The sequence below is a fragment of the Pseudomonadota bacterium genome, assembly GCA_038533575.1.
Taxonomy (GTDB): domain Bacteria; phylum Pseudomonadota; class Alphaproteobacteria; order Rhodobacterales; family Rhodobacteraceae; genus Shimia_B.
In genome coordinates, this window is sequence record JBCAYL010000001.1 from 1,080,086 (window position 1) to 1,103,010 (window position 22,925).

The window sequence follows — 22,925 nt, forward strand, 5'->3', positions numbered from 1 at the left end:
CGCCCCGGCCACCGCGCCGGGGCCTCTGCCTCAAAAAACGAGGTCCCGGGTCGTAGCCCGGGACGCGCCGCGCGTGAGGCTAGGATCCCAAGATGATCCGCACGTAGTTCTGCGTTTCCTTAAAGGGCGGGACCCCGCCGTACTCCTCCACGCGATGCGGGCCGGCATTGTAGGCTGCGAGCGCCAGGCGCCATGACCGGAACCTGCGGTACTGCTCCGCGAGATACCGCGCGCCGCCCTCGAGATTCTGCCGCGGATCGTTTGGATCGACGCGCAGGTAACGCGCCGTGGCGGGCATGAGCTGAGCGAGGCCCATGGCCCCCTTGTGCGAGCGCGCCCGCGCATTCCAGCCGCTTTCCTGCTGCACGAGCCTGAGGAAGAGATCCTCGGGGATGCCGTGCTGGCGCGCCGCGCGCCGGGCCATCTCGAGATAGGGGCCGTTATAGCGGCCCTCGTAGCGCGGCACGTTGGCGAGGGAGGGTGTCTCGAAGGCCCGGGGCGTGAGCCGCACCGAGCTCGAGTATTGCGAGGCCGCCCTGTTATCGAGCACGTCGAGCTGGCTCTGGAATATCGACTTCCGGCTTTTCGTCGAAGTGGTCTGCGCCACGGCAGCAGAGGCCGCCAAGGCACTGGCAGCCATCATCAATCCCAGCTGTGACAGCAGCCGTCCCATGGGCGGAACCTATAGCGAAGACGCCGCAAAAAGCCACGCTTAATGGACATTCAGGGCTCGTTAACGAATACATGAATGAATTGAGGAAAATCAGCGAGATTCGAAGGAGGACCCATGGCGGGCTCTGTGAACAAAGTGATCATCGTCGGCAATCTGGGCCAGGACCCGGAGGTGCGCAGCTTCCAGAACGGCGGCAAGGTCTGCAACCTGAGCGTGGCGACGTCGGAGAACTGGAAAGACCGCAACACGGGCGAGCGCCGCGAAAAGACGGAATGGCACCGCGTGGCGATCTTCAACGAGGGCCTCGTGCGCATCGCCGAGCAGTACCTGCGCAAGGGCTCCAAAGTCTATCTCGAGGGTCAGCTCGAGACCCGCAAGTGGCAGGACCAGAACGGGCAGGACCGGTACTCCACCGAGGTCGTGCTGCGCAACTACACCGGCAACCTCACCATGCTCGACGGCCGCAATGAAGGCGGCGGCGCGAGCATGGGCGGCGGCGGTGGCGGCTATGTCCGCGACGATCGCGGATCGGGCGGCGGCTATGGCGGCGGCGACCAACGCGGCGGTGGCGGCGGCGGCTACAGCGCCCCTGCCCCGGCAGCCGATCTCGACGACGAGATCCCGTTCTAGATGACGCTCAATTGCCCCCGGGCAGCCGCGCGGGGGCGTTGATCAGGTAGGGGGCCAGCCGCGAGAGCGCCGTGGCCTCCCCGTCCCGCACCGAGCGCAGGATGCTGATCGCCGCGGGGCTCTCCAGCGCGATTTGATGGTTGAGCCCGCGCCGCGCCGCCAGCGCGGTGAAATCCACGACGGCCACGGGCAGATCCCCGATATCTGCCGCGCTCGAAATGTTGCCAAGACGCTCGCGGCGGCCGGTGAGCAGGCCCGACAGGCTCAGCGCCCGGTCGGCCTGCGCCACGAAGATCACGAAGGGCTGCGGCAAGGCCCCGATATCGGCGGCCTGGCGGCGGAAGAGATCGCTGTCGATATCAGGAGAGACAAGCGTCACCCCGCTGATCCGCCGAAGCACCCTGCCCTCGCCTTCGAGGGCGAGCTGGCGCATGGCTTCCATCGTCAGCAGGCTGCCCATGGAATGGGCCACGATCAGCACGCGCCGCGACCGCGTGAGATCGCGCAGCGCCGCCACGAGGTCGCCCCGGGCGAAGAGGACGCTGTCGCGGTCATAGAGATAGCCGCGCACATCCCCCGCGGAGGGCCAGGCGAAAAGCACCGTGGGCTGCTCGATCTCGAAGTCGTGCCGGATCTGCGCTGCCTGAAACGCGGCCTCGGGCACCGTGTTGTTGAAGCCGTGGACGTAGAGCACCACCTCGCGCGCGCCGCCGAGGGCCGCGTCCATCCCGGCGAAGCTCCTGTAGGGTGTCACGGCCGTGATCGCGAAGGTCCGCGCCGCGTCGGCCGGGCCACTCGGATAGGCGATCTGCCCGGTCCGGTGCGTGGGCGGCACCGAAACGTGCGCGCGCGCGTAATTCAGACCGGTGCTCCGATCCGCGCCGAAGAGCGAGGCCGTGCCCGGGCGCGGCACGCGCGTCGTGATCACCTCGATCGGGTAGATGCTGGCCCCCGGAGCGGGGGGTGCGAAGGGGGGAACGTCCGCAGGGGCGCAGGCCGCAAGCACGACGAGCGCCGCCCACAGCCACCGCCTCACCGGGCATCCTCCAGCACGTCGAAGACGGTCTCGCGCGGCACGTCGCCTGTCACGAAGGCCTCTCCGATCCCGCGCATGAGGACAAAACGCAGCGCGCCGTCGACGACCTTCTTGTCCTGCCCCATGAGCTCGATCAGCGCGTCGGAGGACGGCAGCGCGCCGGGGATGTCGGACAGCCGCGCCTTCATGCCCATGGCCCCCAGATGGGCGGAAACGCGACCGGGCTCTTCCTGCGACGCGAGGCCGAGCCGGGCGGAAAGCTCCGTGGCGAGCGCGCATCCGATCGCCACCCCCTCGCCGTGGAGGAGCCGGTCGGAATAGCCTGTGGCGGCCTCGAGCGCATGGCAGAACGTGTGGCCCAGATTGAGCAGCGCGCGGTCGCCCTGTTCTGTCTCGTCGCGCACGACGATCTCGGCCTTCATTTCCACGGACCGCGTGACCGCGCGCAGCCGGGCGGCGGCGTCCCCGTCGCGCAGCGCCGGGCCATGGGCTTCGAGCCAGCCGAAGAAGGCTGCGTCGCCGAGGAGGCCGTATTTCATCACCTCCCCGTAGCCCGCGAGGAAATCCCGCTCTGTCAGCGTGTCGAGGAGGCCGGTATCGGCGAGCACGAGCGCGGGCTGGTGAAACGCACCGATGAGGTTCTTGCCCTGCGGTGCGTTGATCCCGGTCTTGCCACCCACGGAGCTGTCGACCTGCGCCAGGAGACTCGTGGGGATCTGCACGAAGCGCACGCCGCGCCGGAGGATCGCGGCCGCGAGCCCCACGAGATCCCCGATGACGCCGCCGCCAAAGGCGATGACCACGTCCCGGCGTTCGATCTTCTCGGCGAGGAGCCACTCGACAGTGCGCGTCAGGTGGGGCCAGCTCTTCGTGGCCTCGCCCGCCGGCAGCGTCAGCGACGAGGCAGACAGGCCCTCGGCCTCGAGGGCGGCCACGAGGCGCGCCAGATGATGCGCCGCCACGTTCTCGTCGGTGACAATGGCCACGCGCGGCCGCGACAGAAGTGGGGCCACGCGTGCGCCCGCCTCGTCCAGAAGACCGGGCCCCAGCACCACGTCATAGGCGCGCGCACCGAGGGCCACGTGGACCGTCTCACGCATCCACCGTCTCCAGCACGTCCGGGCGATCGGCCGAGATCGCGGCGGCCACGTGGCGCGCCATGTCCTGAACCGAGTAGCTGGCATCGGCATCGACGACGAGCCCGGCGCGCGCGTAATGCGGCTCCCTGAGGGCGATGAGTTCGCGCAGCGTCTTGCGCGGATCGTCCGTCTGCAACAGTGGGCGCGTCTCCTTGTGCCGCACCCGCTCCCAGAGGAGCGGCTCCTCGGCGCGAAGCCAGACGGAGAGCCCGGCCGCGGCGATCGTCTCTCGTGTCTCGGGACGCAGGAACGCGCCCCCGCCCGTCGACAGGATCCCCGGCGGCGACAGCGCCATCAGGCGCGCGATCACTTGCACCTCCTTCTCTCGAAAGAACGCCTCGCCATCACGGGCGAAGACCTCCGCCACGGTCATGTTGGCGGCTTCCTCCAGCGCTTGGTCGCTGTCGCGAAACGGCACGTCGAGGAGCGCGGCCAGCGCGCGGCCCACCGCTGTCTTGCCCGCGCCCATCATGCCCACGAGGACGATGGTTTTCTTCAAGCGGCCCATGGCGCTCCCCGGTCACGGCTCTCACGCATGCCATGGCACGTTTCCGCCAAGGCACGCAAAGCTCTTGCTACAAGGGGTTGAATGGCGTCAATATCCCTGAAAGGCCATATATAAACGCAAGCCGAGCGAGTATCTTCGCGACGGACCGCACAAAGAGCAGTCATGGGCCCAAGAGCACAGCATGTGGCGAATACTCAAATACCTCTTCTACCTCGTGATCCTCGCGGGGATCGGCCTGACGGGCTATGCCTATCTCGGTCCCGTGATCGGCGCTGATTTCCTGCCCGAGCGGGAGACCGTGACGGTACCCGTGGAGCTCGAGATTGATTGACCGCCTTGTCCTGACAGCTGCTTTGGCTTTGCTCGCGGGGCATGCCCTCGCGCAGGAGGCGGCGGAGGGCGGGGATGCCCCGCTTTCGGCCATCGACTGGCTGGGTGACGTGCCCGTGGAGCCCGCGCTCGACGCGCCGTTCCTCGGGCTCGAGGCGCCGGTGACGCAGAGCGGGGCCGCGCCCGATGTGGCGGCTGCACCGCTCGAGGATGGCGGCGGCATAGGTACGGGTGTCATCTCCACGGCGGTGAGTGGCCTTCCCTCGACGCTTTGGCAGGGGGCCAATGCCGCGGAGATCGCCGCGGCCTTCGATGCGATCCCCGCCGAGGCCATGGTCCCCGTGCAGCAGATGCGCCAGCGCCTCCTCCTCACCGCGGCGGCGCCCCCGCGCGGGACCGACGAGGCCGCCTTCCTCGCCCTGCGCATCGATCAGCTAACCGCACTCGGGGCCGTGCCCGCCGCGCTTTCCCTGCTGGAGGAAGCCGGGGAGACGCTCCTGCGCGACCCGCGCGTCTTCGCGCGCTACGCAGATGTCTCGCTCCTCGTGGGGCGGGAGGATGCAGCCTGCGCGCGCCTGCGCGGCGAGGCGGCGCTTTCGGACGACATCGCCCTCCTTGTCTTCTGCCTCGCTCGGAATGCCGATTGGAACGCGGCCGCCGTGGCGCTCAACACCGCCGAAGTCTTGGGCGACGTGCCGCCTGAAACGGGCGAGCTCCTCGCGCAGTTCCTCGAGCCTGAATTCTCCGACGGCACCGCCCCGCCGCTTCCGCCGGGCCCGGTGACCCCGCTTCTCATGCGGCTCCGCGAGGCCGTGGGCGCGCCCATGGCCACGGCAGAGCTGCCGCGCGCATTCGCGGTCTCTGACCTGCGGCCGGACATGGGCTGGAAGGCGCAACTCGACGCCGCCGAGCGCCTCGTGCGCACGGGCGCCTTCCCCGCAGGCCAGCTCGCCGCGCTCTACCGAGCCCGCGTGCCCGCGGCCTCCGGTGGGGTCTGGGACAGGGCCGAGGCGGTGCGCCGCCTGAGTGAGGCCCTCGAGGCGGGCGCGGGCTTTGAGACCGCGCTCAACGAGGCGCGGGCCGCCATGGCCGCCGCGGGCCTCGAAGCGCAGCTCGCCGCCATGGTCGCCGAGGATCTGAGCACGGCGGAGGGCGGTGGCATGGCGCGGGAGCGGCTCCTGCTCATGTCCCCATTCTACGAAGCCGTGACCGCCGAGAGCGGCCTCACGGCAGAGGTGGCGCGCGGGCGCGTCCGCTCCGCCAGTGCGAACTCCGCGCTCGAAGAGGCCGTGGCCGAAGCTTTCCGCCCCGGTCGCGAGATCGATCCGCCGGTCTCGCTCGGCCTGGCCCTCCTCGATGCGCTCGCCACGATCGAGGCCGCGCGCAGCGGCGCCTCCATCGAGCTCACCCGCGCGCTCACGCTGCTGCGCTCGGTGGGCCTCGAGGATATCGCCCGCCAAGCGGCGCTGCATTTGCTTCTGATGCAGGCGGATGCATGAGGGACGACGCCCATGCGATCGCGGCTTTCATCGAAGCCCAGGCCGCGGAGCTCGACGCCGCCCCGAACACCCAGGCCGCCTATGCAAGGGACCTCAAGGATGCCAGCGCGTGGCTGAGCCGCCGGGGCCTCGATTTCGCTCGGGCCAGCCGGGACGATATCGAGGCCTACCTGCAATTCTGCGAAGCGCAGGGCCTCGCGCGCGCCACCCGTGCCCGGCGGCTGTCCTCGCTCAAGCAGCTCTACCGCTTCTGCTTCGAGGAAGGCTGGCGCGGGGATAATCCGGCGATCCAAATCACTGGGCCGGGGCGCGATGCCCGGCTGCCCAAGACGCTGAGCCTCGAAGAGGTGGAAGCGCTCCTCGAGGCCGCGCGTCACCATGGCAAATCCGATGCCGCCCGCCTCCGCGCCACCTGCCTGATGGAGGTGCTCTACGCCACGGGCATGCGTGTGACGGAGCTTGTCTCCCTCCCGCTGAGCGCCGCGCGCGGGGATCCCCGGATGCTCCTCATTCGCGGCAAGGGCGGCAAGGAACGGCTTGTCCCGCTTTCCGAGCCCGCCCGCGACGCGCTGGCCCACTGGCTCGAGCATCTCGACGGGCTCGAGGGCCCCGCGCCCAAATACCTCTTTCCCTCGCGCGGCAAGGACGGGCACCTCACGCGCCATGCCTTCTACGTGCAGATCAAGACGCTGGCCGTGGCTGCGAGCTTGAGCCCGGCGAAGGTCACCCCCCATACGCTGCGCCATGCCTTCGCGACGCATCTTCTGGCCAACGGGGCCGATCTCCGCGCGATCCAGACGCTTCTTGGCCACGCCGATATCGCCACCACCGAGATCTACACCCATGTGCTCGAGGATCGCCTCCGCGATCTGGTGCTCGAGCATCACCCCCTTGCTGATCTCTGATCAGGGCGCAGGCCGTCCGAAACGCCTTTCAATTCCGTTCCCGAGGAATTGGGCGCAGGACGCGAAAGCGAGAGACTTGTCAGAGGACGGAGCGAGCGGCATATCCGCGTCATGACAGACCCCACCTCCACGATGCTGGGCCTCGAGGGCCTCGACAGCGCCTTCTGGATCACGGCCGCCGCGATCCTCTTTCTCCTCGTGATGTCGGGCTTCTTCTCGGGCTCGGAGACGGCGCTGACGGCGGCGTCGCGCGGCAAGCTGCGCGCGCAGGCCGACAAGGGCTCGGGCGGCGCCGCCGCGGCGCTCCGCATCACCGAGGACAACGAGCGCCTGATCGGCTCGGTCCTTCTCGGCAACAACCTCGTCAATATCCTCGCCACATCGCTCGCGACGGCGCTCTTCACCCGCGCCTTCGGCGAAAGCGGCGTCGCGCTTGCCACCCTCGTGATGACGCTCCTCGTGCTCATCTTCGCTGAGGTGCTGCCCAAGACCTACGCCATCACCAACTCCGAGACCGCGGCGGCCCTCGTGGCGCGCCCGATCTCCGTGGTCGTGATGCTCTTCTCGCCCATCGTGCGCGCGGTTCGCATTCTCGTGCGCGGCGTGCTCCGTGTCTTCGGTGTCCGGATCGACCCGGGCACCAACGTGCTGGCCGTGCGCGAGGAGATCGCGGGCGCGCTCTCCCTCGGCCACCAGGAGGGCGTCGTCGAGAAGGAGGACCGGGACCGGATCCTCGGCGCGCTCGATCTCGCCGAGCGCACCGTGGAGGAGATCATGCTCCATCGCTCCTCCATCGAGATGATCGATGTCTCCCTCGCCCCGGGCGACATCCTCTCTGCCGCGCTGCAGTCGCGCCACACGCGCCTGCCGCTTTTCCGCGATGATCCCGAGAACATCGTGGGCATCATCCACGCAAAGGACCTCGCGCGCGCCATGGACAAGCTCGTGCGCAAGGACATCGCGGAATTCAACGTGCTCGACGTGGCCATGGAGCCCTACTTCGTCCCCGAGACGACAACGCTCGACGACCAGATGCGCGAGTTCCTGCGCCGCCGCGCGCATTTCGCGCTGGTGGTGGACGAATACGGCTCGCTCCAGGGCCTCTTGACGCTTGAAGACATCCTCGAGGAGATCGTGGGCGAGATCGCAGACGAGTTCGACCAGGAGGAAGACGAGGTCGCCAAGACGGCCGACGGCCAATACATCGTCGAAGGGTCCATGACGATCCGAGATCTCAACCGCGCTCATGACTGGAACCTCCCCGACGAGGAGGCGAACACCGTGGCGGGCCTTGTCATACACGAGGCGCAAATGATCCCGACGACGGGCCAGGTGTTCAACTTTCACGGCTTCCGTTTCGAGGTCATGGAAAAGGATGCCAACCGGATTACCCGGCTCAAGGTCCGCCCCCTGAAATAGCGCCGCGTGCCGTCATCTTGGTCAGCGCGGGGGTCAGCGCAGGGGCGCGTCGTCGCGGCGCGCACGGGTCACGCGCCTTTTGCTTGCAAGCCTTGGAATCATTCTAAATACTTGCACGACGTGCCGCGCGCTGCTGTGCCTGCGGCCCCCCCATTTGCCACGACCCCACGCAGCGAAAGGCCTTTGTTGATGGACGGAAACACCCCCAATATCACCGGTTGCCCCGTCGCCCATGGCGGCAACACCTCGCTCACCAAGCCCTCCGTCACCAAGTGGTGGCCCAAGGCGCTGAACCTCGACATCCTCCACCAAAAGGGCGCCCGCGTGGACCCGATGGATGCGGAGTTCTCCTACCGTGACGCAGTGCAGACCCTCGATTTCGACGCGCTGAAGGCCGATCTTCATGCGCTGATGACCGAGAGCCAGGACTGGTGGCCCGCCGATTGGGGCCATTACGGCGGCCTCTTCATCCGCCTCGCATGGCACTCCGCGGGCTCCTACCGTGTCTCTGACGGGCGCGGCGGCGGTGCGGGCGGCAACATCCGCTTTGCCCCCCTGAACTCCTGGCCCGACAACGCCTCCCTCGACAAGGCGCGCCGCCTGCTGTGGCCGATCAAGAAGAAATACGGCAACGCGCTCTCCTGGGCCGACCTCATCCTGCTCTCGGGCACCGTGGCCTATGAGAGCATGGGGCTCAAAACCTTCGGCTTCGGCTTTGGCCGCGAGGACATCTGGGGCCCGGAGACGGATGTCTACTGGGGTGCGGAGACCGAATGGCTCGCCCCGTCGGAGAACCGCTACGGCGATATCGACGATGCCGACAGCCTCGAGAACCCGCTTGCCGCCGTGCACATGGGCCTCGTCTACGTGAACCCGGAAGGCATCAACGGCCAGCCCAACCCGGCCCACACCGCCATGCACGTGCGCACGACCTTCGCCCGCATGGCCATGAACGACGAAGAGACCGCGGCACTCACTTGCGGCGGCCACACCGTGGGCAAGGCGCACGGCAATGGCGACGGGCAGCTCATCGGCTCCGAGCCCGAGGCTGAGAACCTCGAAGCGCAGGGCTTCGGCTGGGCCAACCCGGGCCACCAGGGCAAGGCCGCCAACGCCTTCACCTCGGGCATCGAGGGCGCGTGGACGAAAGAGCCAACCGAGTGGGACATGGGCTATTTCGACTACCTCTTCGATTACGAATGGGAGCTGCAGAAATCCCCCGCCGGTGCCTGGCAGTGGGAGCCGGTGGACATGCCCGAGGAGGTCAAACCGCTCGACGCCACGGACCCGACGAAGCGGGGCCGCGTGATCATGACGGATGCCGACATGGCGATGCGGGTGGACCCCATCTACAACGAGATCTGCCAACGCTTCCGCGCCGATCCCGAGTACTTCGCCGACACCTTCGCGCGGGCGTGGTTCAAGCTCACGCACCGCGACATGGGCCCGCGCGTGAACTACCTCGGCCCGGACGTGCCCGATGAGGACCTCATCTGGCAGGACCCGGTGCCGGCAGGCCCCACGGGCTACGACGTGAACGCACTGAAATCCGCCATCGCGGCAGCGGGCGTGCCCGCGGCGGACCTCGTGGCCACCGCCTGGGACAGCGCGCGCACCTATCGCGGCTCCGACCGCCGGGGCGGCGCCAACGGCGCACGCATCCGCCTTGCGCCGCAGAACGAGTGGGAGGGTAACGAACCCGAGCGCCTGACGCGGGTGTTGGGCGTGCTCGAGCCGCTCGCCGCAAAGCACGACGCCTCCATCGCCGACACGATCGTGCTGGCGGGCAATGTGGGAGTGGAGCAGTGCATCGCGGCCGCAGGCCTTTCCATGGAGGTGCCCTTCGCGCCGGGCCGAGGCGACGCCGCCGACGAGATGACGGACGCCGAAAGCTTCGACGTGCTCGAGCCGCTCGCCGATGGCTTCCGCAACTTCTCCAAGGAGGTCTACTCCGTCTCGCCCGAGGAGATGCTCCTCGACCGCGCGCAGCTCATGGGGCTGACCGGCTGGGAGATGACGGTCCTCCTCGGGGGGATGCGTGTCATGGGCACGAACCACGGCGGATCGAAGCACGGCGTCTTCACCGACCGGGAGGGGGCGCTCACGAACGACTTCTTTGTGAACCTCACGGACATGTCGAACAGCTGGCATCCCGCGGGCGACACCTACGAGGTGCGCGACCGGGTGACGGGTGATGTGAAGTGGACGGCCACACGCGCCGACCTCGTCTTCGGGTCGAACTCCATCCTGCGGAGCTACGCGGAGGTCTATGCCCAGGACGACAACGCCGAGAAGTTCGCCCGTGATTTTGTGGCGGCGTGGACGAAGGTGATGACGCTCGACCGCTTCGACCTCGCGGCCTGAGCCGGGATTTGTGGGGGGCCAGCCCCCACACCCCGAGGAATTGTTGCAAAGAGAAAGGGCGGGGCCGGATGGGCCCGCCCTTTCTCTTTGCCGCCTCGGTCAGCGGCCCTTGAAGAGTCCGCCCAGCACGCCGCGCACGATCCGGCGCCCGGTGGTGCCTTTGAGCTCCTTGATGATGGCGGAGCCGAGCGCGCTGCCCACGCTCTCGGCGCCCACGCGGCGGCTCGTGGAGCGGTTCACGCGAGCGCCCGAATAGCGCCGCGCCGCACGGTATTCGCGTTCCATGGCCTCCGCCTCCTCCTCGGCGGTCTCTGCCGCTTCGGCCGCCTTGGCGGCCTGCTCGGCCCGGGCGGTGAGGAGCTCGAAAGCGCTCTCGCGGTCCTTCAGCGCCTCGTATTTGCCAGCCACGGGGCTCGCGGCCATGACCCCTGCCCGCTCGGCCTCCGTGATGGGCCCGAGTTGAGAGGATGGCGGGCGGATGAGGGTCCGCTCCACGATGCCGGGCACGCCCTTTTTCTGGAGCATCGATGTCACCGCCTCGCCCACGCCCACCTCGCGGATCGCCTCCTCGGTGTCGAAGCGCGGGTTCTCGCGGTAGGTCTCGGCGGCCATCTTGAGCGCCTTCCTGTCGCGCGCGGTGAAGGCGCGCAGCGCGTGCTGCACGCGGTTGCCGAGCTGGCCCAGGATATCCTCGGGGATGTCGTCGGGTGACTGCGTGATGAAGTAGACGCCCACGCCCTTTGAGCGGATGAGGCGCGCCACCTGCTCCACCTTCTCCACGAGCGCCTTCGGTGCGTCCTCGAAGAGGAGATGCGCCTCGTCGAAGAAGAAGACGAGGCGGGGCTTATCGGGATCGCCCACCTCCGGCAGTTCCTCGAAGAGCTCCGAGAGGAGCCAGAGGAGGAAGGTGGCGTAAAGGCGGGGAGAAGACATGAGCTGGTCGGCGGCGAGGATGTTGACGCGGCCGCGCCCATCCGTGTCCGTGCGCATGATATCCGAGAGCTCGAGTGCAGGCTCGCCGAAGAGCTTTGCCCCGCCCTGATTCTCGATCACGAGGAGCCGCCGCTGGATCGCGCCGATGGAGGCGACGGAGACATTGCCGTAGCGCAGCGAGAGCGTGTCGCGGTTCTCACCCACCCAGACGAGAAGCGATTGGAGATCCTTGAGATCGAGGAGCGGCAGGCCCTGCTCGTCGGCCACGCGGAAGGCGATGTTGAGGATGCCCTCCTGCGCCTCGGAGAGCTCGAGGAGCCGCGCGAGAAGAAGCGGGCCCATCTCCGCCACGGTCGTGCGCACGGGGTGACCCTTTTCTCCGAAGAGATCCCAGAACGTCACCGGCACGCTGTCATAGGTATAATCGGTGAAGCCGATGGTCTCGGCGCGGGAGGTGAAGGCGCCGTGAAGCTTGAAATCCGCGCTTCCGGCCTTTGCGAGGCCTGAAAGGTCCCCCTTCACGTCCGACAGGAAGACCGGCACACCCGCCGCCGAGAAGCCCTCGGCGAGGATCTGGAGCGTCACGGTCTTGCCCGTGCCAGTCGCCCCGGCCACGAGCCCGTGGCGGTTGGCATATTTGAGGGTGAGCTCCTGGCGCGCGCCGTATCCCTCGCCGCCGCCCCCGACAAAAATCCCCTTCTCCATCGCGTATCTCCCCGCCTGTTCTCGCCGGACAATACCCCGCTTGCGCCGCAGGACCAGCCACTTCAGGCGCGCCGCATAAGCCTTTCAACGCAAAGCCGTCATGGGACCTGAGAAGTGTGTTGACGCCGCGGCGCGGGAAACGTAGCGTCACGCGCAATAAGTCGGCCAGTCCGACGGGGAGAGACGTCGAAAAAGGGTTCGCATCAGCGGGCCCTTTTTCTATTCCGCGTTGGCAAAGGTGCGGCTTGCGGGATCCTGCCGCGCACGGCCTTTTGCGCTGACACTCCCGCTGCCCCGTGTTAAGCGCCCCGCAATCCAAATCGAGGAGTAAGGAATGACTTCCATTCGGCAGATCACGACGGCGGCAGCGCTCGCATGCACGCTGCCTTTCGCAGGCACGCTGGCCGCGCAGGAAAGCGATGGCGGCACGGCCGCCGAGGGCCTTTCCATGGGCGAGACGATCGTCGATGGCCGTACCGTGGGCCAGGAATACGTGGGCGACACCTTCGGCGACTGGGCGCATCGCTGCGTGGCCACCGCCGACGGTGACGACCCCTGCAACGCCTACCAGCTCCTCCTCGACAGCGACGGAAACTCGGTGGCAGAGATTTCCCTCATACCGCTCGCGAATGGCGGCCAGGCCGTGGCCGGCGGCACCATCGTCACCCCGCTGGAGACCCTGCTCATGCAGCAGATCACGCTGCAGATCGATGCGGGGGCCGCGCGCCGCTATCCGTTCTCCTTCTGCACCCGGCAGGGCTGCATCGCGCGGGTGGGCTTCACCCAGGACGACATCGACGCGATGAAGCGCGGGGCAGAGGCCACGATGACGATCGTGGCAGCCGGCGCCCCTGAAGAGCCCGTGGCACTCAACGTGTCGCTTACGGGCTTCACCGCGGCCTACGACGCACTCGCAACGCGCTAGCCACCGTCTTGAATGAAAAAAGAAAGGCGCTCCGACGGGGCGCCTTTTTTCATGCCCGGATCGGCAAGTTCGGACTGGAAGCCCGGCTCAGGCCGCGCGCAGCGCCAGCACCGCGTTGAGCCCGCCAAACGCGAAGGCATTAGAGAGCGCGCCCGTGACCCTCACCTCGCGCGCCTCGTTGGGCACCACATCGAGCGCGCATTCCGGATCCGGCTCCTCGTAGCCGATCGTGGGCGCAATGACCCCGTCGCGCAGCGCCATCATGCAGGCCAGGAGCTCCACGGCGCCCGTCCCGCCGATGCAATGGCCGTGCATCGACTTCGTTGAAGAGATCATCACCCGGTCGGCCTCCGGGCCGAACGCGCCGGCCACAGCCGCGCATTCCGTCTTGTCATTGGCGGCGGTTCCGGTGCCATGGGCGTTGATGTAGCCGATCTCGCCCGGGTTCATGCCCGCGTCGCGCAGCGCACCGGCGATGGCGCGGCCCGCCCCCTGCTGCGACGGCATCACGATGTCGGCGGCATCCGAGGTCATGGCGAAGCCCGTGATCTCCGCGAGGATCTCGGCGCCGCGCGCCTTGGCATGGCCCATCTCCTCGAGGACGAAGATGCCCGCGCCTTCGCCCTGCACCATGCCGTTCCGGTTGCCCGAGAACGGGCGGCAGGCGTCGCGTGACATCACCCGCAGCCCTTCCCACGCCTTGATCCCGCCGAAGGTAAGCATCGCCTCCGCCCCGCCCGTGACCATCGCATCGGCCATACCCGCGCGGATCATCTGGAACGCGAGGCCCATGGCGTGATTGGAGGAGGAGCACGCGGTGGAGACGGTAAAGGACGGCCCCTTCAGATTGTATTCCATGGAGACGTGGGAGGCCGCGGCGTTATTCATCAGCTTGGGGACGACGAAGGGGTGGACCCGGTTCTTCCCCTCCTCGTAGACGGCGCGGTAATTGTCCTCCCAGGTGTTCATCCCGCCCGCGGCGGTGCCGAGCACGACGCCCGCCCGCGCGGCCAATTCGCCGCCGAAGGTCAGCCCCGCCTGCCCGATGGCCTCGCGCGCCGCGAGCAGCGTGAACTGGGTGAAGCGGTCGTAGAGCGCGACCTGCTGGCGATTGAAATGCTGGGCCTCGTCATAGCCCGTCACCTGCCCGCCGATCTTGATCTGAAGCCGGTCGACATTGGGAAAGTCCAGCGCACCGATGCCGCAACGGCCCTCGCGCATGGCCTCGAGCGTGGTGGGCACGTCGTGGCCCAAGGCATTGATCGTGCCTGCCCCGGTGATGACCACGCGTTTCATGAGCTGTGCTTCATTTCTGCTCTTTGATCAGCTCTTTGACCGCGCGCGTGATGGCGGCGACGGAGGAGATGTCAAAATCGCTCTTCTCGGGCTCGTTGGCGTTGAACGGCACTTGGATGTCGAAGGCCTCCTCAATGCCGAAGATGCATTCCACGAGGCCGAGGGAATCGAGGCCGAGGTCTTCGAGCGTGCTTTCGTCGGAGACGTCCGCGGGCTCGAGCATCGCCTGTTCGGCGATGATCTCCTTGACCTTCGTGTCGACATCCATGGGCGCTCTCCTGCCTCGCTCGCGCCGGATTTAGTCACTCCCCCGGAGCTTTGAAACCGCTTTTTTGAGCGCCGCGAGGTCACGCGGGAGGCGGCGGAGCGCCTTGTAGCTTTCGATGCTGGCGGTCATCTGCGTGGCGGGCGAGCCGAGCATGACGCGCCCGGCCGGTACGTTCGACATGCAGAGCGTGCCGGCCCCGGTGACGACGCGGTCGCCGATGCTGATGTTGTCGACCACGCCGGACTGCCCGCCGAGGATGACGAAATCGCCGATCTTGGCGGAGCCCGCGATGCCCACCTGGCCGCAGAGCAGGCAATGCTGGCCGATCTCGGCGTTGTGTCCCACCTGCACGAGGCTGTCGATCTTGGTGCCCGTGCCGATGCGCGTCGCGCGGATGGTGCCGCGGTCGATGCTGCTGCCCGCGCCGATCTCCACGTCGTCTCCGATCTCTACCCCGCCCAGCGAATGGATACGCGCCCAGGGCTGCTGCGCGGCCTCGCTCTCCTTGCCCAGCGTTTCGCGCACGGTCTCGGCGCTCGAGGGCTCCGGCGTTACGAACGAAAAGCCATCGCCGCCGAGGACGGCGCCCGGCTGGATGACCACACGCGCCCCAATCCGCACGCCATGGGTGATGCGCACCCCGTCACGGATGAAGGCATCGGCGCCGATGCGCGTCCCTGCCCCGATGCTCACATGGCTGCCGATCCGCGCGCCGGCCTCGATCACGACACCGGGCCCGATGACCGTGTAGGGGCCGAGCGCCACGGCTTCGACCGCCGCATCGGGCGCGATGACGGCGGTGGGATGCTGGCTCGGCGCGCCGGCAGCTTCCCAGGCGGCGTCATAGAGCCTCGTGAGCGCGGCCATGGCATAGCGCGGGCGGCCAACGCAAATGGCCGCGGCGAGCCCGAGCCCCTGCCAATCTGCCCCGTCCCAGAGAAGCGCGGCCCGCGCTGCACCGTGGGCGAGTGTTTCGGCGTAGGCCGGGTTGGAGGCGAGTGCGAGTTCATCGGGCGCTGCCATGGCAGGCTCTGCCAGACCGGAGACGGTGAGCTCCCCGTCGCCCTGTGGGGCCACGCCGAGGGCGGCGGCGATATCCTTGATCTTGTGGGCCATCGCCTCCTCCCGCGGCAGGGCCGCCGCGCGGGGCGGTGCTACCCCCTCGGCGCGCCTAGCGCCACCCCTTGCGCCGCGAGCGCATCCCAGATGCGGGCGTCGCGGCCATAGACATCGCGGCGGAAATGCAGCTCGCCTGTGGGGGTCGTGAAGGCGGTGCGATAGACGAGATGGACCGGTACGGGCTCCACGAGATCGACCTGCGCCTCCACGCCTGTCCGCAGCTTTGCCTGGAAGAAGCCTTCGGGATCTGCCTCCTGCGCGGCCAGCAGCGCATAGGCGAAATCGAACGGGTCATTGAGCCGGATGCAGCCGTGGGAGAAGGCGCGCACCTCGCGCGCAAAGAGGCTCTTCTGCGGCGTGTCGTGCAGGTAGATGTTGTACTTGTTCGGGAACATGAACTTCACGAGCCCCAGCGCGTTGGAGCGGCTCGGCGGCTGGCGCATGTCGAATGGGAAGTTGCGCTGCGTGAACTGGGTAAAGTCCACCTCCGCGCGGTTCACGCGACGCCCGCGCACATCGGTGATCTCGAGATGACCCACGGCGTTGGGATTGGCCTTGAGCTGCGGCAGGTATTCCTTCGTCGCGATGGAGCGCGGCACGTACCAGCTCGGGTTGATGACCATGTGCTCCATCTCATCGGAAAATTCCGGCGAGCGGCGGTCACTGTCGCGCGCGCCGATGACGGAGCGGGTCTTGAAGGTCGTCACGCCGTGGTCACGCACCTGCGCGGTGAAATCCGTGAGGTTTACCCAGATGTGGCGATCACCCAGGGGCCGGTTGATCCAGCGCTCGCGCTCCATGGCCACATGGACCTGAGCGAGGCGCGTATCCACGCCCTTGTTGATCTCGGCCAGCGTGCCGGCCCCGGCCACGCCATCTTCCTCGAGCCCGTTGGCCGCTTGGAACCGGCGCACCGCCTGCGAGATGGCGAGGTCATAGGTCTCGGTCGTGGTCCGCTCGAGATGGCCCATGGCGATGAGCCTGTTGCGGAGCGCCACGACGGCCGGGCCTCGATCACCGATTTCCAAGGCCCGCGCCTGTACCGTGGCGCCCCAACCTCCCCCGGCCATGAGCTCTTCAAGCATGCGCTTCTGCTTCATGAGGCGCGTGTATTCCTGTGTCGCGGGTGGCAAGGCGTCCATGAACGCGCCGGGCGCTGCCGATGCGCCGAACTCCGTCAGGAGCGCACCGCGGTCGCGCAGCGGCACCTCACGCTTGATCTCGTCATCCACCTCGCCCGGGGTGAGCACGCCCGTCTGCACGTCGCGGGCATACTCGAGGAAGGTCCGCGTCATGTAGACTTCGAGCGCGCCCATATCGGCCACGGTGCGCGCTGCGCGCATCTGCGAGATCACGGCGTTCGGCGCGTAGTCCGACACCGGCAGTCCGTGGAGCGGCGCCTCGCGCAGTGCCTCGATCAACGCCACCCGGCGTGCCTGGTCGGCGTCTCGCGTCCAAATCGGGGTGTAGGCGCGCTCCCGGTAGAAGGTCGCGATGGCCGCATCCCCGGCCGCCGCTTCCGCCACGGCCTGCTTGAAGGCGGTGACCTGCGCCTGCGCCGGAAGGGCGAAGCACACGGCGACACCACCGATGGCAAGGAGTTTGCAGAGGACCCGCGAAAGCCAGTGAGAGAGCGCCATGACCAACCTTCCGGTGAAATCAAAACTACAATGGAATGATGACACGGCATCAATCGCCGCGCGTCCACTCACGAATACGGCATCGCCAAGGCGCTCTCCAACCCTGTTGCCAACAATCACCGCGCCTTTGCACAAAAGTCACAGCCCCCCTTGGATGCGCAAGAATTCGCCAATTTGGGAAACAATCCAGGGCTTTGGGCAAAACCGTCTTGGGAGGCCTCACGTCTTATGCCATAAGGCCGCAACACCTGGGGACGCCGATGGCCAACAAAGATTGGCGCGGTTTGGTGAACGGGACAACAAGGGCATTGAGGCCATGAACGATACAGGCATGCGCTTTTCGCGTCGCGGGTTACTGCGTGCATTTGTAGCCACCGCCATCACGGCAGCGCCGACCTACTCCAACGCTTTCGGCTTTCTGCGCGGTGCGGGCGATGTGCGCCGGATCAAGATGTATTCCGGGCGCACGGGCGAACATCTCGACATGATCTACTGGATCGACGGCAAGTACATCGCCGACGCCATGCAGGAAGTGAATTACTTCATGCGCGACTGGCGTCAGGACGCGGCCGCCTCCATGGACACGCGCACCGTCGATATCATCGCCGCCACGCGCAACCTCCTCGACACCGACAATGGCTTCATGCTGCTTTCGGGCTACCGCACGCCCCAGACCAACGCGATGCTGCGTCGGCGCTCCTCGGGCGTGGCCAAGCGCTCCCTCCACATGGAAGCGAAAGCAGCCGACCTGCGCATGAACGGCCGCTCCGTGAGCGCCGTGGCCCGCGCGGCAGCCTCCTGCGCGGCAGGCGGCGTCGGCAAGTATTCGGGGTCGAACTTCGTGCACGTGGATTGCGGAACGGTGCGCACCTGGGGCCGCTGAACCCCAGCCCTACCTGATCGAGAAAAGGCCCCGCTGGGGCTTTTTTCTTGTCTGGCCTCGAGCGCCCGCATGTGAGGCATTGCAGCACTGCGCAGAGCCGCCTATAGCCACGGCAGTGGACCGTTAGCTCAGCTGGATAGAGCGCTGCCCTCCGAAGGCAGAGGCCAGAGGTTCGAATCCTCTACGGTCCGCCATTTTCACAGAACTGATGCCCGCTTCGTCCCCTTAGGCCAGGAGATCGTGACAGAGCTCCAACGCGTCGACGAGGGCGTCCACCTCCTCGGTCGTGTTGTACATTCCGAACGAGGCCCGCGCCGTCGCAGGCACGCCCATGTGCTCCATGAGCGGCTGGCAGCAATGGTGCCCCGCGCGCACGGCGATGCCGCGCTTGTCGAGGATGGTCGAGATATCGTGGGCATGGGCGGCGCCGTTCATCGTGAACGAGAAAATCGCTGCCTTGTCAGGGGTATGCCCCTGCACGTTGAGCCAGTTCAGGCCGTCGAGCCGATCGCGCGCATAATCGCGCAGCGTGTCCTCGTGGGCGGAAATGGCCTCCATCCCGTGGGCCAACATGTACTCCACCGCCACGCCGAGCCCGATCTGCTGCACGATGCCCGGCGTCCCCGCCTCGAACTTCATCGGCGGCTTATTCCAGGAGATGTGGTCGCGGTGGACTTCGTTGATCATGTCCCCGCCGCCCATGAAGGGGCGCATCTCCTCCATCCGCGCGCGCTTGATGTAAATCGCGCCGGAGCCTGACGGGCCGTAGAGCTTGTGGCCGGTAACGGCGTAGAAATCGCAGTCGAGATCGGCCACGTCCACGGGCATGTGCGCAGCGGCCTGCGAGCCGTCGACGAGGACTGCCACGCCTTTCGCGTGAGCCGCCTCGGTGATGGCTTTCACATCGACTTTCGTGCCCAACACGTTGGAAAGATGGGTGATCGCCACGAGCTTCGTCTTCGGGCCGATGGCGTCGATGACCGCTTGGGGGTCTAGCGCCCCCGCGCTGTCCACGTCCACCCACTTCAACACAGCACCCTGCCGTTCGCGCAGGAAATGCCAAGGCACGATGTTGGCGTGGTGCTCGGCGATGGAGAGCACGATCTCGTCGCCGGGCTCGAAGCGCGGCATGGCCCAGGCATAGGCGACGAGGTTGATCCCTTCCGTCGTGCCCGAGGTGAAGACGATCTCCTCCTCCGAGGGCGCGTTCAGGAAGCGCGCGAGCGTCCCACGGACGGCCTCGTATTTCTCGGTGGCCACATTAGACAGATAGTGCAAGCCACGGTGAACATTGGCGTATTCGTGGCTGTAGGCATGGCTGACCGCATCGATGACCGCTTGCGGCTTTTGCGGCGAGGCGCCGTTGTCGAGATAGACAAGCGGCTTGCCGTTCACCTCCCGCGCGAGGATCGGGAAATCGCGGCGCACCGCGGCGACGTCGTATGTCATAGACCCACTCCGATGAGACCGAGAAGAAGCGTGAGGCCGAGCATGATGCCCACGATGACGAAGAGCATGAGAAGCGCCGCCCGGCCCAGCGAGCCGAAATTGTGCAGCTCGCTGACAAAGCTCAAGAGCACCCAGATGAGCCCGATGGAGATACCGAGGCCCGCCAGGGCGCTGAGCGGCGGGGAAAAGAGGATGAGCATCCCCTGGATGATGAGCCCGGCGACCTGCAAAATCTGCAGCCAAGCCACGATGAGAAGCGCGCCTGTCAGCGTGCCCTCCCCATCCATCGCGTTGCCCGTGAAATGGATCGCGTAGCCCAGGATTACGGTCGTGCAGCCGAGGAAGACGAGCGTCATCCACGGGCTAAGCGGCTCTAGCGCGGGCACGAGCGGCACGGGCTCCCCGCCCGACATGACAAACATCACCAGCACGGTCACGACGAGCGAGAGCGCCAGCATCGTCCACGCCACATCCCGGCTCAGATTGAGCCCGAGGAGCGCGCGCGCGGCCTCTGTCGGACGCGTCACCGAGGTGCCCATGAGGGAGACGAGGCCGTTCATCCCTGCTCCGCCTCCCTGAGATTGACCGACCACAGCACGACAAAGATCACGAACCAGAGCCCACCCGTCAGCTGCGCCTCCGTGCCCGCCCCGATGAAGCCCTGCGTGAGCCCCCAGAGCAAAATGAGCGGCGAGGTCGCCAGGAGGGTCCAGAAGAGCGCGAGCCGCGCACCGTACCACGTCCCCTTCCCTCCGATGGCGCGGGCGAGAAGATGTGAGAGCGCCGCGAGCCCGTAGAGGATGAGCGGCATGATGAAGAGCGAGGAGAACATCGCGTAGACGAGATCCTGCGTGAGATCGCTCCCTGTCAGCTCCGCCTGCCGCGCGAGCCGCGGCCAGGAGGCCACGAAGAGCATGGTGCAGGCGCCCAGAAGGATGGCGATGGCACGGTCCTCCCGCTGCCCGGCCTCGAGAAGCCGGCGCATGACCGTCCGCGGACGGCGGTAGCTCTGCACGATGTCGCGCGTCACAGGCATCAGTCCGCGAGCCACCCTTCGATCTGGCCCAGCACCATCTCCGCCAGCTCGGCATCCTCGATCTCATCGAGTGCCTCGGCGAGGAAGGAAAGCGTCAGCAGGTTCTCCGCCGTCTTCCGCGGCACGCCCCGGGAGCGCAGGTAAAAGAGCGCCTCCTCGTCGATCGCGCCCGACGTCGACCCGTGCGAGCAGGCCACGTCGTCGGCGTAGATCTCGAGCTCGGGCTTGGCGAGAAACTGGCTGTCGTCATCGAGCAGAAGCGACTGGCTGATCTGGTAGCCATCGGTCTTCTGCGCGTGAGGCTGCACGAGAATCTTGCCCTGGAAGACACCCACCGCGCCGTTGCGCAGCACCTTCTTGAAGACCTGCCGGCTTTCGCAGTTCACCGCGTCATGGGTGATATAGACGGTGTCGTCGTGGTGGAATTTTCCGCGCGCCCCATCGCCAAGGCAACCGCCCGCGATATGCGCGACGGCATTGTCCCCGAGGATCTCGAGGACGGCCTCGTTCCGCGTGGCCGCGCCATTGGCGGTGAAGCCGAAGCTCTTGAACGTGCTCTCCACGCCCGTGCGGGCAAAGAGATTGGTGAGCGTGGCGCGATCCTGCTCCGGGGCCTGGATGCGCAGGTGATGGAACGTGCCGGTCTCGGCGATATCGGCCTCGAGCATCACGTTCGAGCGCCCGCCCGGCTGCCCCTCTTCGAGAAGCGTGAGCGACGCGCCGGGATCGACCTTCACGAGGTGATGCAGCACGGCCTCGCCCCCGCCCGAGCGGTAGGAGATGCGGATGGGCCGCGCGACCGCGCCCGTGGCGTGGATGAGGAGCCCGTCCTCGGCAGTGGCGGTGTTGAGCGCCGCAAGGGGGCGCGCCACCGGCTTGAAGAGGCGCGCGCCATCGACGCGCGGCGCCTCGTTCGCGGACGCTTCGAGCACGCCGTAGAGCGCCTTGGCCCAGTGCAGGTCGGTATGGCTCACATCCGCGAGCCGCTCGATCTTCACGTGCTCGAGGGCGGTGTCGTCGGAGGCGTCCGCATCGAAGACGCCATCCACGAAAACAAGCGTCAGCGGCGCGGCGGCGTCGAACACACGCGACGCCTCGGAAGAGGCATCATGGGCCTTGGCGCCTGTCCACGCGTCCGGGCGGGTGAATTTCCAGTACTCGTCCCGGCCCATGGGCATCCCGAGTGCTGCGAGCCGCAGCCGGGCAGCCTCACGCGCCTGCGTGAGCCACGGGCCCGCCTCCGGCAGCGGATGGGCGGCGAGCACCGCCTCGGTGAGGTCCTGTCGTGCTTCTGGCAGCGCCATCTACGCCTCCTCGAGGAGGTTTGCGTAGCCGTTGTTCTCCACCTCGAGCGCGAGCTCCGGCCCGCCCTGGGTGACCATGCGCCCATCGGCCATGATGTGGACGACATCCGGCTGGATATGGTCGAGCAGGCGCTGGTAGTGGGTGATCACAAGGAAGGTGCGGCCCTCGTCGCGGAGCGCGTTCACGCCCTGCGCCACGAGCTTCATCGCGTCCACGTCGAGGCCGGAATCCGTCTCGTCGAGGATGCACATCTTGGGCTCGAGCATCGCCATCTGCAGGATCTCGTTGCGCTTCTTCTCACCGCCGGAAAAGCCGACATTGACGGGCCGCTTGAGCATGTCCGCATCGATCTTGAGCGCCTTGGCGTTCTCGCGGATCACCTTGAGGAACTCGCCCGCGCTGAGCTCGTCCTCGCCGCGCGCCTTGCGCTGCGCGTTCACGGCGGTCCTCAGGAAGGTCATGTTGCCCACACCGGGGATCTCCACCGGATACTGGAACGCGAGGAAAAGGCCTGCGGCCGCGCGCTCTTCCGGCTCCATGTCGAGGATGTCCTCGCCGTCCATCGTGGCCGTGCCTTCGGTCACCTCGTAGCCTTCGCGGCCGGCGAGGACGTAGGAGAGCGTGGACTTGCCCGAGCCGTTCGGCCCCATGATCGCGTGGACCTTGCCGGGTTCGAGCACCAGGTCGACCCCCTTCAGGATCTTCTTGCCCTCCTCCTCGAGTTCGACGTGCAGGTTCTTGATTTCTAGCATCGGACGGCTCCTTTGGACCGCGCACCGGGCGCGGCACTTTCAATGGGGGACATAAGCGGGGACGCAAGCACGAACACCCGGGCCAACAAGTCGGCACCGGGGCAAATGCGC

The 22,925-nt window shown here is 67.3% G+C and carries 22 protein-coding genes and 1 tRNA gene; 9 read left to right on the forward strand and 14 right to left on the reverse strand.

Annotated features, from left to right (window positions below):
• Window positions 1-79: 79 nt before the first annotated feature.
• On the reverse strand, window positions 80-640 hold the full coding sequence (locus AAFM92_05525; protein ID MEL7299828.1) for a lytic transglycosylase domain-containing protein: 561 nt from the start codon (window positions 638-640) through the stop codon (window positions 80-82).
• Between the two features lie 147 nt (window positions 641-787).
• On the opposite strand from AAFM92_05525, the gene ssb reads away from it, so the two are divergent.
• Window positions 788-1,303, forward strand: a complete 516-nt coding sequence (gene ssb / locus AAFM92_05530) for a single-stranded DNA-binding protein (protein MEL7299829.1) — start codon at window positions 788-790, stop codon at window positions 1,301-1,303.
• A 7-nt stretch (window positions 1,304-1,310) separates the two neighbouring features.
• Here ssb and AAFM92_05535 read toward each other — a convergent pair whose 3' ends face one another.
• From AAFM92_05535 to AAFM92_05545, 3 genes are read right to left on the reverse strand one after another with little or no spacing between them, the layout of a single operon-like run.
• Window positions 1,311-2,339 carry an alpha/beta fold hydrolase gene (locus AAFM92_05535; protein ID MEL7299830.1) on the reverse strand — a complete coding sequence of 343 codons (1,029 nt, stop codon included), beginning with the start codon at window positions 2,337-2,339 and terminating at the stop codon, window positions 1,311-1,313.
• A complete protein-coding gene (gene aroB, locus AAFM92_05540; GenBank protein ID MEL7299831.1) occupies window positions 2,336-3,439 on the reverse strand; it encodes a 3-dehydroquinate synthase in 1,104 nt (367 codons plus the stop codon). The genes AAFM92_05535 and aroB overlap by 4 nt, the downstream gene beginning before the upstream one ends.
• Window positions 3,432-3,986, reverse strand: a complete 555-nt coding sequence (locus AAFM92_05545) for a shikimate kinase (protein MEL7299832.1) — start codon at window positions 3,984-3,986, stop codon at window positions 3,432-3,434. The genes aroB and AAFM92_05545 overlap by 8 nt, the downstream gene beginning before the upstream one ends.
• 181 nt (window positions 3,987-4,167) lie before the next feature.
• Between AAFM92_05545 and AAFM92_05550 the strand changes: the two genes are divergently transcribed.
• The 5 genes from AAFM92_05550 to katG all read left to right on the forward strand — a co-directional run bounded on the left by AAFM92_05550 (window position 4,168) and on the right by katG (window position 10,503).
• Window positions 4,168-4,317, forward strand: coding sequence for a hypothetical protein (locus tag AAFM92_05550; GenBank protein ID MEL7299833.1), 150 nt, complete (start codon window positions 4,168-4,170; stop codon window positions 4,315-4,317).
• Window positions 4,310-5,815, forward strand: coding sequence for a hypothetical protein (locus AAFM92_05555; protein ID MEL7299834.1), 1,506 nt, complete (start codon window positions 4,310-4,312; stop codon window positions 5,813-5,815). The genes AAFM92_05550 and AAFM92_05555 overlap by 8 nt, the downstream gene beginning before the upstream one ends.
• Window positions 5,812-6,720, forward strand: coding sequence for a site-specific tyrosine recombinase XerD (locus tag AAFM92_05560; protein MEL7299835.1), 909 nt, complete (start codon window positions 5,812-5,814; stop codon window positions 6,718-6,720). The genes AAFM92_05555 and AAFM92_05560 overlap by 4 nt, the downstream gene beginning before the upstream one ends.
• A gap of 111 nt (window positions 6,721-6,831) precedes the next feature.
• Complete coding sequence (locus AAFM92_05565) at window positions 6,832-8,139, forward strand: HlyC/CorC family transporter (GenBank protein ID MEL7299836.1); 1,308 nt, start codon at window positions 6,832-6,834, stop codon at window positions 8,137-8,139.
• A 189-nt stretch (window positions 8,140-8,328) separates the two neighbouring features.
• Entirely contained in the window at window positions 8,329-10,503 is a 2,175-nt protein-coding gene (gene katG, locus AAFM92_05570; GenBank protein ID MEL7299837.1) for a catalase/peroxidase HPI, read from the forward strand.
• 99 nt (window positions 10,504-10,602) lie between these two features.
• On the opposite strand, the gene AAFM92_05575 is transcribed toward katG, so the two are convergent.
• Window positions 10,603-12,141: a helicase HerA-like domain-containing protein gene (locus AAFM92_05575; GenBank protein MEL7299838.1), complete on the reverse strand. Its 1,539-nt coding sequence runs from the start codon at window positions 12,139-12,141 to the stop codon at window positions 10,603-10,605.
• A 334-nt stretch (window positions 12,142-12,475) separates the two neighbouring features.
• Here AAFM92_05575 and AAFM92_05580 point away from each other — a divergent pair, with 334 nt between their 5' ends.
• Window positions 12,476-13,066 (forward strand): invasion associated locus B family protein, encoded by a 591-nt coding sequence (locus AAFM92_05580; GenBank protein MEL7299839.1) that lies wholly within the window; start codon window positions 12,476-12,478, stop codon window positions 13,064-13,066.
• A gap of 87 nt (window positions 13,067-13,153) precedes the next feature.
• Here the strand turns inward: AAFM92_05580 and AAFM92_05585 are convergent, their stop codons facing one another.
• From AAFM92_05585 to AAFM92_05600, 4 genes are read right to left on the reverse strand one after another with little or no spacing between them, the layout of a single operon-like run.
• Window positions 13,154-14,362 carry a beta-ketoacyl-[acyl-carrier-protein] synthase family protein gene (locus tag AAFM92_05585; protein ID MEL7299840.1) on the reverse strand — a complete coding sequence of 403 codons (1,209 nt, stop codon included), beginning with the start codon at window positions 14,360-14,362 and terminating at the stop codon, window positions 13,154-13,156.
• Between the two features lie 10 nt (window positions 14,363-14,372).
• Window positions 14,373-14,630: a phosphopantetheine-binding protein gene (locus AAFM92_05590; GenBank protein MEL7299841.1), complete on the reverse strand. Its 258-nt coding sequence runs from the start codon at window positions 14,628-14,630 to the stop codon at window positions 14,373-14,375.
• A gap of 30 nt (window positions 14,631-14,660) precedes the next feature.
• A complete protein-coding gene (gene lpxD, locus AAFM92_05595) occupies window positions 14,661-15,746 on the reverse strand; it encodes a UDP-3-O-(3-hydroxymyristoyl)glucosamine N-acyltransferase (protein ID MEL7299842.1) in 1,086 nt (361 codons plus the stop codon).
• Window positions 15,747-15,784: 38 nt separating this feature from the next.
• Window positions 15,785-17,389: a L,D-transpeptidase family protein gene (locus AAFM92_05600; protein ID MEL7299843.1), complete on the reverse strand. Its 1,605-nt coding sequence runs from the start codon at window positions 17,387-17,389 to the stop codon at window positions 15,785-15,787.
• A 316-nt stretch (window positions 17,390-17,705) separates the two neighbouring features.
• Here AAFM92_05600 and AAFM92_05605 point away from each other — a divergent pair, with 316 nt between their 5' ends.
• Complete coding sequence (locus tag AAFM92_05605; GenBank protein ID MEL7299844.1) at window positions 17,706-18,272, forward strand: DUF882 domain-containing protein; 567 nt, start codon at window positions 17,706-17,708, stop codon at window positions 18,270-18,272.
• Between the two features lie 117 nt (window positions 18,273-18,389).
• Window positions 18,390-18,466: transfer RNA gene (locus AAFM92_05610), tRNA-Arg, on the forward strand.
• A 31-nt stretch (window positions 18,467-18,497) separates the two neighbouring features.
• Here the strand turns inward: AAFM92_05610 and AAFM92_05615 are convergent.
• The 5 genes from AAFM92_05615 to sufC are packed head-to-tail and all read right to left on the reverse strand — an operon-like array spanning window position 18,498 to window position 22,814.
• Complete coding sequence (locus AAFM92_05615) at window positions 18,498-19,721, reverse strand: cysteine desulfurase (protein ID MEL7299845.1); 1,224 nt, start codon at window positions 19,719-19,721, stop codon at window positions 18,498-18,500.
• Window positions 19,718-20,281, reverse strand: coding sequence for a YIP1 family protein (locus AAFM92_05620; protein ID MEL7299846.1), 564 nt, complete (start codon window positions 20,279-20,281; stop codon window positions 19,718-19,720). The genes AAFM92_05615 and AAFM92_05620 overlap by 4 nt, the downstream gene beginning before the upstream one ends.
• Window positions 20,278-20,757 carry a YIP1 family protein gene (locus AAFM92_05625; protein MEL7299847.1) on the reverse strand — a complete coding sequence of 160 codons (480 nt, stop codon included), beginning with the start codon at window positions 20,755-20,757 and terminating at the stop codon, window positions 20,278-20,280. Before AAFM92_05625 ends, AAFM92_05620 begins: the two co-directional genes overlap by 4 nt.
• Entirely contained in the window at window positions 20,757-22,061 is a 1,305-nt protein-coding gene (locus tag AAFM92_05630) for a SufD family Fe-S cluster assembly protein (GenBank protein ID MEL7299848.1), read from the reverse strand. Before AAFM92_05630 ends, AAFM92_05625 begins: the two co-directional genes overlap by 1 nt.
• Window positions 22,062-22,814 carry a Fe-S cluster assembly ATPase SufC gene (sufC, locus tag AAFM92_05635; GenBank protein ID MEL7299849.1) on the reverse strand — a complete coding sequence of 251 codons (753 nt, stop codon included), beginning with the start codon at window positions 22,812-22,814 and terminating at the stop codon, window positions 22,062-22,064. It abuts the gene before it with no gap.
• Window positions 22,815-22,925 lie beyond the last annotated feature (111 nt).

Bases quoted from the DNA above. Each gene is read 5' to 3' on its own strand.
- ssb (MEL7299829.1), top strand. From the start codon at position 788: ATGGCGGGCTCTGTGAACAAAGTGATCATCGTCGGCAATCTGGGCCAG.
- lpxD (MEL7299842.1), bottom strand. From the start codon at position 15,746: ATGGCCCACAAGATCAAGGATATCGCCGCCGCCCTCGGCGTGGCCCCA.
- AAFM92_05545 (MEL7299832.1), bottom strand. From the start codon at position 3,986: ATGGGCCGCTTGAAGAAAACCATCGTCCTCGTGGGCATGATGGGCGCG.
- AAFM92_05525 (MEL7299828.1), bottom strand. From the start codon at position 640: ATGGCTGCCAGTGCCTTGGCGGCCTCTGCTGCCGTGGCGCAGACCACT.
- AAFM92_05620 (MEL7299846.1), bottom strand. From the start codon at position 20,281: ATGAACGGCCTCGTCTCCCTCATGGGCACCTCGGTGACGCGTCCGACA.
- sufC (MEL7299849.1), bottom strand. From the start codon at position 22,814: ATGCTAGAAATCAAGAACCTGCACGTCGAACTCGAGGAGGAGGGCAAG.
- AAFM92_05575 (MEL7299838.1), bottom strand. From the start codon at position 12,141: ATGGAGAAGGGGATTTTTGTCGGGGGCGGCGGCGAGGGATACGGCGCG.
- AAFM92_05550 (MEL7299833.1), top strand. From the start codon at position 4,168: ATGTGGCGAATACTCAAATACCTCTTCTACCTCGTGATCCTCGCGGGG.
- AAFM92_05585 (MEL7299840.1), bottom strand. From the start codon at position 14,362: ATGAAACGCGTGGTCATCACCGGGGCAGGCACGATCAATGCCTTGGGC.
- AAFM92_05590 (MEL7299841.1), bottom strand. From the start codon at position 14,630: ATGGATGTCGACACGAAGGTCAAGGAGATCATCGCCGAACAGGCGATG.
- AAFM92_05565 (MEL7299836.1), top strand. From the start codon at position 6,832: ATGACAGACCCCACCTCCACGATGCTGGGCCTCGAGGGCCTCGACAGC.
- AAFM92_05580 (MEL7299839.1), top strand. From the start codon at position 12,476: ATGACTTCCATTCGGCAGATCACGACGGCGGCAGCGCTCGCATGCACG.
- AAFM92_05630 (MEL7299848.1), bottom strand. From the start codon at position 22,061: ATGGCGCTGCCAGAAGCACGACAGGACCTCACCGAGGCGGTGCTCGCC.
- katG (MEL7299837.1), top strand. From the start codon at position 8,329: ATGGACGGAAACACCCCCAATATCACCGGTTGCCCCGTCGCCCATGGC.
- AAFM92_05600 (MEL7299843.1), bottom strand. From the start codon at position 17,389: ATGGCGCTCTCTCACTGGCTTTCGCGGGTCCTCTGCAAACTCCTTGCC.
- aroB (MEL7299831.1), bottom strand. From the start codon at position 3,439: ATGCGTGAGACGGTCCACGTGGCCCTCGGTGCGCGCGCCTATGACGTG.
- AAFM92_05615 (MEL7299845.1), bottom strand. From the start codon at position 19,721: ATGACATACGACGTCGCCGCGGTGCGCCGCGATTTCCCGATCCTCGCG.
- AAFM92_05625 (MEL7299847.1), bottom strand. From the start codon at position 20,757: ATGCCTGTGACGCGCGACATCGTGCAGAGCTACCGCCGTCCGCGGACG.
- AAFM92_05605 (MEL7299844.1), top strand. From the start codon at position 17,706: ATGAACGATACAGGCATGCGCTTTTCGCGTCGCGGGTTACTGCGTGCA.
- AAFM92_05560 (MEL7299835.1), top strand. From the start codon at position 5,812: ATGAGGGACGACGCCCATGCGATCGCGGCTTTCATCGAAGCCCAGGCC.